The organism is Clostridium sp. UBA5988 (assembly GCF_002435615.1).
Taxonomy (GTDB): Bacteria; Bacillota; Clostridia; order Clostridiales; family Clostridiaceae; genus Clostridium_J; species Clostridium_J sulfidigenes.
Genome location: NZ_DJBA01000033.1, coordinates 80801 through 94622, shown reverse-complemented (window position 1 = coordinate 94622; position 13822 = coordinate 80801). Strand labels below are relative to the sequence as shown.

Genomic DNA, 13822 nt, shown 5'->3' with positions numbered 1-13822 from the left:
ATATTTAACCTTAAAATGAATATTTTACCATATAAAATTAAAGAAAAAATATATTATTCGTATAAATAATATTACATATTATAGTCAAACTGTAAAGAGGTAATTTATTACATCGGGTTAAATATATAATATTCTAGCCTAAACTTAAGGAGTTTAGCAGAACCAATAAAAAAACCACTCATTAATGAGTGGTATAAAATACAAAATTTTATCCAAAAACTTTTTCTAAAATTTTTGATAAATCTTCTCCTGTTACTTCTTTAGGATTTGCTGTTGTACATATATCATTAAGAGCTGCTTTAATGATTTCTTCTTTCGATGCTTCAGCTAGCTCCATATCAGCACCTTGTTCTTTTAATGTTGTTGGAATCATCAAAGTCTTTTGAAGTTCTACAATACTTTTAATTAAATTATTAACCCCAATATTTACATTTGGCGCATGTAGCTTTAATAACTTGGCAACTCTTTGATACTTTTTAGATGCTATGTCATATTCTACATTGAAAGCACCTTTATTTAAATTTGCATTATATTCTATTACATAAGGAAGTATCATTGCATTACTTCTTCCATGAGAAATGTGTAATTTCCCACCTACAGCATGAGCTAAACTATGAGTAATTCCTAAACCAGCAGCATTAAATGCCATTCCAGCAAGACATGATGCATTGTGCAACTTTTCTCTTGCTACTACATCATTTCCATCAGCATAAGCTAGTGGTAAAAATCTAAAAGCTAAAGTAAGTGCTTTCTCTGCAAGAGCATCTGAAAAATCAGTAGCATTCTTTGAAACATAAGCCTCTAAAGCATGTGTAATAACATCCATTCCTGTATCAGCAGTTATAGCCTTAGGTACAGATTTTACTAGTTCCGGATCAAGAATTGCAACTGTTGGAAGAAGGGATTTATCTGCAAGAGCATACTTTAATCCTTCTTGTTTATTTGTGATTACTGCATATTCAGTTACCTCAGACCCTGTACCACTTGTAGTAGGTATAGCATAGAATTCTTCTATAGAAGAAACTCCTCCAGTAATTTTTTTTGCATATTCTCTCATAGCTTTAGCTCCATCAATTGATGAACCTCCACCAAGAGCTATCATAACCTGAGCATCACAATTTTGTAATTTCTGAATGCCTTCAGCAATAACTTCTACAGATGGATCAGGTACAATATCACTAAATACAGCTACTTGACAATCAACAAGCTTTTGCGTTACTTTTTCAGCCATACCTGATGTTTCCATAAACTTATCACATACAATTAGCACTCTTTTATTCTTGATTTCATTTAGTTTTTCTAAAGAGCCTTGTCCAAAATAGACCTTTGTGTTGATACTAAATTCTTTCATATACAATCTCTCCTATTTTAAAAATATTCAAGATATGAATGAATTAGTTTTCTTTACTTTAAAATAAAATTAACCCACAATTATAACAATCAAAAAAGTTTATAATAAACTTTACTTGATTCATTATATCAATAATAAAATACTATTGCAACAGAAGGTTCTGCCAGTTTGCATTAAGCAAAGTCTTTTAATATAGTCTCTAGTTAGCTTTCTTCACTGGAATCCAAACTTCACCTGTTGCGTTATGAGCTTTACCATAATACATCTCAAATTGGGGCCCTTCCACTTGCATAAAACCTGATGTTGGAAACCATTCAGTATAAATTCGCCTCCATATACTAGGAATATCGCAGTCGTCAGCTGGGAAAATAGCCCACGTTAATGCTGGGACAAACAATCTTTCATATTCCTTAGGAATAACCACATTATCTGTTACATGTTGGCAGATCATGTACTTGAAAGAATTCTCTGTGTAATCAAATAAAGCCGCATGTAACATTGAATCATAGCTCCTTCCTAAAAGAGCATTCATACGATCAACCGAACCGTTCTCATCGCATTCCATACAAAATTTTGGTACCTCCATAAAGGCTTTTTCCTGGCTATCTGCCTGAATATTCCCCACAACACCAAATACCTCAAAGCTTTCTTTTTGTTCAATACGATAATTCATCTCTATACCTCCTTTAATAGATAGATAGAAAGTCATTCGTGGATAGGCTTTGAGCATTATTCCCATATTGCGAGTCGCTTTAGGTGCAACACCATGCATACCTTTAAATGCCCTTGAAAATGCCTCTGGCGATTCGTATCCGTATTTCATCGCAATATCTATGATTTTCGTGTTACTATTTTGTAACTCAATGGCAGCCAAAGTTAATCTTCTACGACGAATATATTCTGAAAGTGATACACCACTCATAAATGAAAACATTCTCTGAAAGTGATATACAGAACAACAAACTATTTTCGCTAATTGTTCATATTCAATTTTATCTGTAAGGTGTAATTCGATATAGTCCATAGCACTGTTCATACTGTCTAGCCAATCCATAAACATCTCTCCCTTCAAGATAAATATATCATTATAAATTAGGAAAAACCTTGCAATTCATGCACCATAATATCATGTTAGAATTTGTGTTTTAGGAAGTAATCTCTAATTCATCCTTTTCTTCTACATATAAGTGATTTGTAGGCTCGTCAATGATTTTTATTTTTTCATAGGTTTCATCAAACACCTTTAAAATTTATTAATATATTTATAATTCTATCTTCTCTAAATACAGGATTCATTTTAAAAATGTCTGCTAGGGTATCTATATTTTCCTCTAAATGTTCAATGTCTTTAGAATATGTATGACTTATATCTACTATATCCGCATCACTAAGATCTCCACTTTCTATCCACCTTACTACACATAACTGCTTAATTATTAAGTAACTCACCACAGCAGTCTTCACTTTAGCAGCCACATCATAATCAAAGACAGACTTCATAAAGTATCTAAACACAAAGTAAACTAATATATTTTCAAACTTATACATATTATCTTTATAAAAATTGTTAAATTCCTTATATTTATCTAGATAAATATCTTTATTCTCAGCACTACTCTTAATATAATATAACACCTTATCTAAGCCTAAGGGATCATTGTTATTTATATGCTTTAAGCCTTTAAATACATAAAAATACTCTTCTATATCAGTATACCATTGCTCTTTATCTCTAATAGTTTTATTAAGATCATCACTAGTCTTGTTTATAAAATTTTTATCCATATATCTTTCTTTAATGGTCTTTAAACTAGTTAGATCATCCTCATCTATCTTATCTTGAACTTCCTTTGCAAAGTCAAGAATTATAGCAGCCCTTATATTTAAATCAATATTACGATTCTGAAGTATATTAAAAATTATATTTCTACACTGCATAAGCTCCATAAATAGCATGGCATCAATATCGTTATAAGAAGTTATAAACTCATCATTTTCATTTAACTCAAACTCCATCTTATTAGAATCACCTAGCATTATCCTTGCTGCCTCTGGACAGGAAAGTGATATACCTATTTCTCGTAAGTTCCCGAACTCTTCCATATACCTAGGATACTTCTTGCAAGTATAGCAAAGACCATCTTCTCCAAGTTCATTATATATATCACATAATTTGTTTTCATTTAGAAAGGCACAGTTTCCATTTTTCAATACAAATATATTGTCTTCTCCATCATTAATTATCTCACTTCTTAGTCTTTCTCCAAAGCTACCACTAAGATTTTCATAGTAATCATAAGTTTCTTCATCAATAACAATTTCCCAACCAGCGCAACATGTGTCCTCACACTTATCTGCTATACATTTAAATTTATTAAGATATTTTGGTACTCTTATTTTCATTTTTCACCTCAAAGTTTTATTATATATTTAAGGTATCTGAAAATAAATAATAAGTCAAAGATGGGAAGTATATTTTGAGTTATACAAGGAAACAGGTTCCGCAGATAGTAGCACTATCTAAGGGTTCTGTTGACGCAGTATAACACAAAATAGACGAGCATTCTGACTTATTTATTTTTTGAAGATGCCTTATGTTAAATTCTACTTTATCATATTCTCATAATCTTATATTGTAAAGGAAATTAATTCAAAAAAGAGCTAGATTTAATCTAACTCTCTTTAATGTTTCTATACTATTTTAGTTGTCCATTCCTCACAATTCCATATGTCAGTTACTACATCTTTATAAAACTCCGGTTCATGGCAAACTAGTAATATAGTTCCTTTATACTCTTGTAAAGCTCTCTTTAACTCATCCTTTGCTTCTACATCTAAGTGATTAGTAGGCTCGTCAAGGATTAGTATGTTTGTTTCCCTATTTATAAGTTTTGCAAGTCTTACCTTTGCAGCTTCTCCTCCTGATAGTACCATAACCATACTTTCTATATGCTTAGTAGTTAAGCCACACTTAGCTAAGGCCGCACGCACTTCATATTGAGTACAACTAGGGAATTCCTTCCAGTATTCTTCTATACAAGTATTTTTATTTCCCGATGCGCCTTCTTGCTCAAAGTATCCTATTTGTTGATAATCACCTAAGGTAACTTCTCCACTTATTGGTTTTATGTCTCCCATAAGACTCTTAAGTAGTGTAGTTTTTCCAAGTCCATTGGCTCCTACAAGGGCAATCTTTTGTCCTCTTTCCATAGAAATATTAAGAGGCTTTGTTAACGGACTATCATATCCTATAACTAAGTCCTTAGTTTCAAAAATAACCTTCCCTGATGCTCTTCCTGTTTTGAAGTTAAATGTTGGCTTTGGTTTTTCCTTAGAAAGTTCTATTCTATCCATTTTATCCAACTTCTTCTGCCTTGATTTAGCCATGTTAGATGTAGCAACATTAGCTTTATTTCTCGCAACGAAATCTTCAAGTTTTGCAATTTCGGCTTGTTGTCTTTCATATGCTCTTTCAAGCTGTTCTTTCTTTGCTTCATATATTCTCTTAAACTCTTCATAGTCTCCTACATATCTACTTAACTTTCTATCTTCCACATGGTATATAAGATTAATTACAGAATTTAAGAAAGGAATATCATGAGATATTAGAATAAATGCATTTTCATAGCTTTGTAGATATCTCTTCAGCCACTCTATATGTGCTTCATCTAAATAGTTTGTAGGCTCGTCTAGAAGTAATATATCTGGAGTTTCAAGTAGAAGCTTTGCAAGTAAAACCTTAGTTCTTTGGCCTCCACTTAAAGCCGTTACATCTTTATCTAGCCCTACATCTAAAAGTCCTAATCCCTTAGCAACTTCTTCAACCTTTGCATCTATAACATAAAACCCGTTATTATCTAGCATATCTTGAATAACAGCAGTTCTTTCTAATGCCTTATTCATTTGGTCTTCGTCCATTTCACCCATTTTTCCATAAAGTTCATTCATTTCAGTCTCTAAATCAAATAGATATTTAAATGCATCTCTTAGTACATCTCTTATAGCTAGTCCTTGTTCTAGCGCAACATGTTGATCCATATATCCTACTCTCACATTATTAGACCAAATTACTTGACCTTCATCAGGCATAAGTTTACTAGTTATTATATTCATAAAAGTAGATTTACCCTCACCATTAGCTCCAATTAAACCTACGTGTTCCCCTTTTAATAACCTAAAGGATACATCTTCAAATATTGCTCTATCCCCAAAACCATGACTTATATTTTTAACTGTAAGTATACTCATATATTTTCCTCCTATATCCTTCTGATTATCACCATCAAATGGTATGTGTTCAAAAATTCAAACCAAGAATATTATACTTTACTACCAAAGATTTTTCTATGGTAAAAATTAAATAATTTATTTGCAAAATCCTCTCTATAAATTTATACTATAAGAAGTCTAAATAAAGTTTAGTAAATTTATTTTTTAGATATAACAATTTTAAATTTAACAATATAAATTATTAATAATTAATTGTTTTGATAATAGGAGGATGTAAATGGCTTGTAAATTCTATCTACTAAAGGGAAAAGGAAAAAGTGTGGAGAATGGTCACCTTTGGGTTTACTCTACTGATATAGAAGAATATGATGGTGAATATGAAAATGGAGACATTGTAGAAGTATATAATTGCAGAGAGGAATTCATCGGAAAAGGTTATATTAATGATGTTTCTAAAATTACTATAAGAATTATGACTAGAGATATTGATGAAGAAATTGATGAAGAATTTTTCAGAAAAAGACTTAGAGCTGCATGGGAATATAGAAAAAAGATAATAGATACTTCTAGCTGTAGGTTTTTATTTGGAGAAGCTGATTTTGTACCTGGACTTATAATTGATAAATTAGAAGATTACTACGTTATTCAATCTCTAGCTCTAGGCATTGATAAATATAAAGATATCATTGTAAAAATTCTAGTAGAAGAATATGGTGCTAAAGGTGTTTATGAGAGAAGTGACGCTAAGGTTAGAATCCTTGAAGGCATGGAACAGATTAAAGGCTTTTTAACTGAACCCTTTGATACTATGATTCAGATAGTTGAAAATGGTGTTAAGTACTATGTTGATGTTGAAAATGGGCAAAAGACAGGATTTTTCTTAGATCAAAAGGAAAATAGAGCTGCTATACATAAGCTTTGCAAAGATGCCACTGTGCTAGACTGCTTTACTCACACTGGTTCCTTCGCATTAAATGCTGGTGTTGCTGGTGCTAAATCAGTATTAGGAGTAGATATATCAGAGCATGCAGTAGAATTCTGTAGACGTAATGCAGAGCTTAATAATCTACAAGATGTAGTTAAATTTCAATGTCACAACGCCTTTGATGTACTTCGTGAGTGGTCTGATGAAGGTAGAAAATATGATGTGGTTATCCTTGACCCACCAGCCTTTACCAAATCTCGTTCTACTATTAAAAGTGCTACAAGAGGCTATAAAGAAATAAACCTTCGAGGGATGAAATTAGTGAATAAAGGTGGTTATTTTATAACATGTTCATGTTCTCACTTTATGAATCCTGAACTGTTTAGAGATACCATTGCCAGTGCAGCTAAAGATGCAAGGGTTACCCTAAGACAAGTAGAATTTAGAACTCAAGCTCCTGATCATCCAATTCTTTGGAATAGTGATGAATCATACTACTTAAAATTTTATATCTTCCAAGTAGTTTAATTATTTATAAAGAGCTATATAATTTATAATCTTATTTGATTTATAAATTATATAGCTCTTATATTTAAATCTTCTTTACTCTTTCTTTTGACTTTGTTTTACTAGTTGGTTAGCATATACACTAGCCCCAGTAACTAAAACACCCTGAATTATTGCATCAGCACTAAAACTGTGCATCACTCCCATAGATAATAGTATACCTACAGGAAGTAAGATTACTGGTATATATTTATCATTTATCTTCTCTATTCCTTTTAAAATCATACCAATTATATACAGCACTGGTATTAGTATCAATGCATTCTCTGTAATATAACTAAAGAATTCCATAAATATTCCCCCTTTATATATTTTATTCATTTTATCCTTAGATGAGTACATTATTTTATATAAATTCAATAAAATTTTAGTTGTTTACTACTACTAGGTATACTTATGCATATTACTTATGATTTTACTTATTTTTACACATTGTAATTTTATTCTTTGATTTTCTTAAATTATAAGGATAATGAGATATAAATTTGTTGTACAGTTTTTATTGAATGTTAGTTCTAAAAGTGTAACAATAATAATATAGTAATATTTGGTAAAAGGTGATGTTATGAAAGGCTTATCCATTCTAAGATTTGTTCAGATTGTTTTTTGTTTCCCTATAATAATATTGTTTGCTACCTCTAAAATGAATGGTATTGAGCAAATTATTTTCATAGCTCTCTTTACCTTATATACTGTAGTATATGAAGTTATATTTTTAACTTTAGCAAAAAGAAAAAGAACTACTAAAAACAGCAGTTCTTAAAATAGATTTCTAAGCTTCAGTAGGAGTAAAACTCCCTCTGAAGCTTAGAAATCTGTTCATTAATATATCTTTATTTCTCCATCCTTGTATTCTGGAACTATATTTATTAAATCCTTTGAAAGGCAATATCTTAAATCTTCGTTATACCTGAGATCCTTCATCCTTTTATAATGAAGTGCATCTTTTACAAAACTTATTATACTAGGATTATTTATATATACATATTCTGAAGTTTTTGCTATATCTGTTAAGGTGCAATGGTTTTTCATTATATCTCTTAAACAGTTGATTATATACCCACTTGTTATAAAGTCATCCATAGAGAATTCTCCATCGGTTCCTGCATTTACAAAGGTTACATTCTTATTTAACTTAGCTAACTTTTCTGCTACTACTCTTCCATTTATTAAAGCACCTATAAATATCTTCTCTGCTTCCTCACTATTTTTAATAGCTCTAGTCCCATTTGTGGTAGTCATTATAAGACTCTTACCTTTTACTATATCCTCAATGTAGTCTAAAGGTGAATTGGAGAAATCAAATTTATCTATTTTTATTCCCCCTCTTTCTCCTCCTAAAAGATATTTATTTCTATCTTTACTTGCAATATCTATAGCTTCTTCTATCTCTTTTACAGGAATTATTTTATCACAACCATTATTTAATGCTGTAACCATTACTGAAGTTGCTCTTAAGACATCAATAACAACCACTATCCTATCTTTAAATTTTTCTGGCTTAATATGTTGTGCAGATATAACTACATCAATATTCATGTACTATTCCCCCCTGATTATACATTTAATTAAATTAATCTTCTTTATAATATTTTCCTTGATATAGGTCTTCAGTGACTAACTTATTATCTATGGCATTTAAGACCTCCCACTTTTTCAAACTCCACATAGGACCTACTAATAAATTTCTTGGAGCATCTCCTGTAAGTCTATGAATTACTATATCCTGTGGTAACATTGTTATAGCCTTAGTTACAAGGTCAATATATTCATCCATTTCTAGTAATGTAATCTTGCCTTCATCTAGCAGCTTTTCTAGCCTTGTATTTTTCATTACATGAAGAAGGTGAATCTTAACTCCTTTTATGGGAAGCTTAGAAATATACTTAACGGTTTTTAACATATCCTCTTTACTTTCTCCTGGCAGTCCAAAGATTATATGTGCCACTACATCTATATTCCTTTTATGTAGCTTTTCCACTGCTTTTTTAAATATTTCTAACTTATAGCCTCTATTTATAAGGGTAGCTGTAGTATCATTGCTGGTTTGAAGTCCAAGTTCCACCCAAGTATATACCCTTTTTGAATAATCTTCTAATAATTCTAACACATCTTCTTCTAAACAATCTGGTCTTGTAGCAATGGCAAGTCCAACCACATCCTCTTGTGTTAATGCTTCATCATACTTTTTCTTTAATACTTCTACAGGCGCATAGGTATTTGTATAGGCTTGGAAATAAGCTATATACTTACCATCTTTCCACTTTTTATTCATCATTTCCTTTATATCAATAAACTGCTCAGTTATAGACGATAACCTATCTCCAGCAAAATCTCCTGAGCCACTCTCAGAGCAGAATATACACCCACCTTTTGATAATTTTCCATCTCTATTAGGACATGTAAATCCACCATCTAATGATATTTTAAAAGTTTTTTGTCCATTAAACTTTTTTCTTAAAAAATAATTTAAATTATGATATCTCTTTCCATTAAAATCTTTTATCATTTCTAATCTTCCTATCCTATTCTTCTGTTATCTATTTTAAATATATCCATATAGTAAGCTTCTATATTCAATTATAGTTTAACTCTTTTATCTTTCAAAATCCACTAACAATACTTTAAAAAGTTTTCCACATATTAATAGTTTTCCACATATTCTTCTGTGGACTTCAATATAAATATACAAGCTATCATAATTTGGGGGGATAACTTTGAAGAATCTTAAATTAATTTTTCAAGCTGCCACTGTTTTTATTGGCACCATTGTAGGAGCAGGCCTTGCTTCTGGTCAAGAAATAACTCAATTTTTTTCTACCTATGGGTTTTCAAGTTTTTATGGACTTCTTCTCTGTGCAGTATTTTACATAATAATAAGCTCCATTATAGTGTCTATAAGTTTAAAATATGACTTAAATTCTTATACGGATTTTATAACCCTTGTAAGCCCTGGTTTCTTTGGAAAAATAACAGATTATCTTACTAGCTTCTTTTTAATCTCAGGAGCTGCTATAATTCTTGCTGGTAGTGGTGCTTTACTTTATCAACACTTTGGTATTCCAAGACTTGTTGGAGTGTTCCTAATGGCTGGAATAGCACTTATTACCTTATTAAATGACACTAAGGGCCTAATAGCTATTAATTCCATAATAGTACCTAGCCTTACCACTATAATTATTACTATATTTGTCCTTTATCTTCTCTTTTCAAAGGATACTATATCTATAGACTATATGAAGCAAGTACCAGTATATAAAAACCTTATTATAGATAAACAGTGGATTATATCATCACTTCTCTATGCAGGATTTAACATGTTATCCTGTAGCGGAGTTCTTGTACCAATTACTAAGGAAATTAAAAATAAACGTCTTATTATTTCTGGATTAACCATTGGCGCTCTTGTCCTTACTCTACTTGCTTTCTTAATTAATTCAATGTTAATGGCAAATATACCTGAAATCTTTAAATATGAAATTCCACTACTCTTTGTAGCTAGTAAGTTTATCTCTTTAATGCAAATTCTTCTTTTATGTATTATTTGGTGTGAGATGTTTTCTACGGAAGTTTCAGATATATATAGTGTTGGTAAAACCCTTGAAAATAAATACAACATCCCTTATAAGAGAGGTGTTGTACTCATTCTTTTAATAGCCATTCCTATATCTCAAATAGGCTTTAAACAGCTTATAACTTTCTTATATCCCGGTTTCGGAATAGTTAGCTTAGTATTTATAGCTCAATGCATTGGGTTCTACTTTAAAATGAATAAGGTTAAAAAATAATTAAAACTTATATAGGCTACTTCACTTATTGCTCCTCTTTAATTATACTGATGTTATATAAGATGAACACTACTTTGTTAGTAGTGTTTATTTACTTTGAAATATAAATATAGTATTTGCTATTTTTATTATGTAAGGAGATAATTAATTATGAAAGATTTGACTGCTCTCAATAATTGTAATATATGCCCTCGTAATTGCGGTATAAATCGAAACTCTTCAAAGATAGGCTTTTGTAAAAGTGGAGCTAAAGTAAAAGTTGCTAAGGCCTATGGTCATATGTGGGAAGAGCCCTGTGTGTCTGGCACTAATGGTTCTGGTACAGTTTTCTTTTCAAATTGCAACCTTAGATGTGTATTTTGCCAAAATCATGATATTAGTCAGTCTGACATAGGTAAGGAAGTTTCTATCGAAAGATTAAGTGAAATATTCTTAGAGCAACAAGCTAAAGGATACCATAATATAAACTTAGTTAATCCTACTCACTATATACCGCAAATAATAATTGCTTTGGATAAAGCTAAAGAAAATGGACTTAATATCCCTGTAGTCTATAATTCCAATGGCTATGAAAACGTAGAAAGCATTAAAGCTCTTAAAGGATACATAGACGTGTATATTCCTGATTTAAAGTATTTTAACGATAAATATGCAATAAAATATTCTTCTGCTCCTAACTATTTCACCATAGCATCAAAGGTTATTGAGGAAATGGTGGATCAAGTAGGTATTCCAATATTTAATGATGAAGAAATTATGATTAGAGGTGTTATTATAAGACATTTAATGCTCCCTGGACTTTTATTCGATTCAAAAAAAATAGTAGATTACATATATAAAACCTTTGGAGATTCAGTATACTTAAGCCTAATGAATCAGTATACACCTATGTTTAAAGCAGCAGAATATGATGAAATTAATAAACCTCTTAACCCTAATCATTATGATTCTTTAATAGATTACTGTATAGATTTAGGCTTTAAAAATGCCTTTATCCAAGAATCTGGCTCTAACTCAACAGTTTATGTACCAGATTTCAATCTACAAGGGATTTAAAACTCTAATATTATAAAGCTCTTTAACCGTAATAGAACTAAACAAATAAAAAGCATTCTTAGGTAAAATCTCATGAACTTTACCTTAAGAATGCTTTCATCATTAATTATACATCTAGTGTACTTCTAAAATATTCTGTAATTCTTTGAACCTCGCCTATAGCTTCTGTAAGTTTAATCATTTCATCAGTATAGGTATTTACACTAGCACTAACTTCTTGAGATGATGCAGAATTTTCTTCTGCAATAGCTGCTAATGATTCCACATTGTCATACATTCCTTCTATAGCTTTAACTTCTCTACCTAAATCATTGATTGTAGTAATCATTGATTCTGATACTTTATCAACAGCAGTAGTAGTACCCGCACTTATATCTCTAATTCTTTCTAATCCATCAGTTTGTTTTTCAAGGGCTACATACTGTTCATCTATGCTATCTACAGTATATTTAATATCCTCTGCAAATTCTTTAAGATTTAAATTAATTTCTTCAACAGCATCTTTAGTTTGTTCTGCAAGCTTTCTTACCTCTTCTGCAACAACAGCAAAACCTCTACCATGTTCTCCAGCTCTAGCTGCTTCTATAGAAGCATTTAATGCTAAAAGATTTGTCATGTCGGAAATTTGAGCTACTATTGATACTATATTAGTAATATCACTAGCTTTATTGTTTAACTTTATTCCAGTTTCTTTTACTTCTTGGAACTTGTCTAATGTCTTTTGAATATTATTACTTACAGTCTTTATTTCATCAAACCCAGCAGTAATTTTCGTTATAGTATCTTCCATAGCTAGTTTATTTTCATTTTCACTATTTACTAAGTTATTTAAAGCTTTAATATTATCATTCAATCCTGATGCTACTCTTTCTGTATTGTTGGCTTGATCCACACTAGTTTCTGACATTTGTTCTACTACTGTAGATATTTCTTTAGATGAGCCTTCCATTACATTTGAAATAGCTTTAACCTTATTAAGATATTCTACCATCTCACTAACATTAGCATCAAACTCTGTCATATCCATTGAAGATATATTAGTTCCTGATTTTATAACTTCATATAATCCTTCAAGCTCGTCCTTGGTGCTAATAACATCATATGACCTTTCCTTATCTTCTTTTAATCCAGTGATAGCTTTAACAGGTCTTAATAATAAATATGTACCTATAAAGGTTACTACTGTAGCTACAGCTGTAATTTCTAAAGCTGGAATTATACTTTTAACTCCAAGTATTAATGTTGATCCAATAAGAGTTAATATAAAAGTAAATATGGATGCCTTGACTGATAATGATTTTATAAATCCAAAGGATAAGATTTTATTAAATCCATAACTTTTTTTGCTATTTATTTCTTTTTCAAAAGTCACTTCCACTTTCATCACATCTCCAGACTTTTCTAAAATTTCATACTCTAATTGTTCATTAAAATATTCAAAAGTTCCTTCAAGCATACCTAAGAAATAATCAAACATCTTTCTTTTAGATGAATAAGTCATCACCGCTTTTCTTTTAGATGTCTGAACAATATCTACTGCTGGAGGCTTAGCTCCTGAAATTTTCTTAGTTATTGCTATATGTATATCGTTTAGTGATTTTAAAAATTCATATGCACTTCTCTTTTTAAAGTATACTGGATATACATTAACAAAGGATTGTATATTGTCTTTTCCTATATCATTCCATAATTTCTCTTTAGTTAAACTTCTAGTTTCTGATAGTTTAGATATAAACTTAGCTATTACTTTGTCGTCTACTTCTTCTAGTGGAGAAAATATCTTATTTGTCTCCCATCCAGCATGGTTCATAGCTTCATTTACTTGTGAATCATTATAAAGCTTTCTACAAGTATTTAGCCATATTGATACAACTGTGCCCTTCATAATTAATACCCCTCTTTTCT

General features: G+C 30.6%; 11 protein-coding genes. 3 read left to right on the top strand and 8 right to left on the bottom strand.

Annotated features, from left to right (window positions below):
* Nucleotides 1-208 precede the first annotated feature (208 nt).
* From B3J31_RS09290 to abc-f, 4 genes are all read right to left on the bottom strand, one after another.
* Entirely contained in the window at nucleotides 209-1351 is a 1143-nt protein-coding gene (locus tag B3J31_RS09290; protein ID WP_150843632.1) for an iron-containing alcohol dehydrogenase, read from the bottom strand.
* 199 nt (nucleotides 1352-1550) lie between these two features.
* Nucleotides 1551-2405, bottom strand: coding sequence for an AraC family transcriptional regulator (locus B3J31_RS09285; protein ID WP_346873949.1), 855 nt, complete (start codon nucleotides 2403-2405; stop codon nucleotides 1551-1553).
* Between the two features lie 179 nt (nucleotides 2406-2584).
* Nucleotides 2585-3754, bottom strand: coding sequence for a flagellin lysine-N-methylase (fliB, locus tag B3J31_RS09280; protein WP_346873948.1), 1170 nt, complete (start codon nucleotides 3752-3754; stop codon nucleotides 2585-2587).
* 288 nt (nucleotides 3755-4042) lie between these two features.
* A complete protein-coding gene (gene abc-f / locus B3J31_RS09275; RefSeq protein WP_346873947.1) occupies nucleotides 4043-5599 on the bottom strand; it encodes a ribosomal protection-like ABC-F family protein in 1557 nt (518 codons plus the stop codon).
* 259 nt (nucleotides 5600-5858) lie between these two features.
* Here abc-f and B3J31_RS09270 point away from each other — a divergent pair, with 259 nt between their 5' ends.
* Nucleotides 5859-7034 carry a class I SAM-dependent methyltransferase gene (locus B3J31_RS09270; protein ID WP_150845451.1) on the top strand — a complete coding sequence of 392 codons (1176 nt, stop codon included), beginning with the start codon at nucleotides 5859-5861 and terminating at the stop codon, nucleotides 7032-7034.
* Between the two features lie 75 nt (nucleotides 7035-7109).
* Here the strand turns inward: B3J31_RS09270 and B3J31_RS09265 are convergent, their stop codons facing one another.
* From B3J31_RS09265 to B3J31_RS09255, 3 genes are all read right to left on the bottom strand, one after another.
* Nucleotides 7110-7364, bottom strand: a complete 255-nt coding sequence (locus B3J31_RS09265; RefSeq protein WP_035134826.1) for a phage holin family protein — start codon at nucleotides 7362-7364, stop codon at nucleotides 7110-7112.
* Nucleotides 7365-7895: 531 nt separating this feature from the next.
* Complete coding sequence (locus B3J31_RS09260) at nucleotides 7896-8612, bottom strand: 2-phosphosulfolactate phosphatase (RefSeq protein ID WP_346873946.1); 717 nt, start codon at nucleotides 8610-8612, stop codon at nucleotides 7896-7898.
* 34 nt (nucleotides 8613-8646) lie between these two features.
* Nucleotides 8647-9582, bottom strand: a complete 936-nt coding sequence (locus tag B3J31_RS09255) for a TIGR01212 family radical SAM protein (RefSeq protein ID WP_346873945.1) — start codon at nucleotides 9580-9582, stop codon at nucleotides 8647-8649.
* 202 nt (nucleotides 9583-9784) lie between these two features.
* Here B3J31_RS09255 and B3J31_RS09250 point away from each other — a divergent pair, with 202 nt between their 5' ends.
* Complete coding sequence (locus B3J31_RS09250) at nucleotides 9785-10861, top strand: transporter (RefSeq protein ID WP_414632869.1); 1077 nt, start codon at nucleotides 9785-9787, stop codon at nucleotides 10859-10861.
* A 159-nt stretch (nucleotides 10862-11020) separates the two neighbouring features.
* Entirely contained in the window at nucleotides 11021-11917 is an 897-nt protein-coding gene (locus B3J31_RS09245; RefSeq protein WP_346873960.1) for a radical SAM protein, read from the top strand.
* 106 nt (nucleotides 11918-12023) lie between these two features.
* On the opposite strand, the gene B3J31_RS09240 is transcribed toward B3J31_RS09245, so the two are convergent.
* On the bottom strand, nucleotides 12024-13802 hold the full coding sequence (locus B3J31_RS09240) for a heme NO-binding domain-containing protein (protein ID WP_346873943.1): 1779 nt from the start codon (nucleotides 13800-13802) through the stop codon (nucleotides 12024-12026).
* Nucleotides 13803-13822 lie beyond the last annotated feature (20 nt).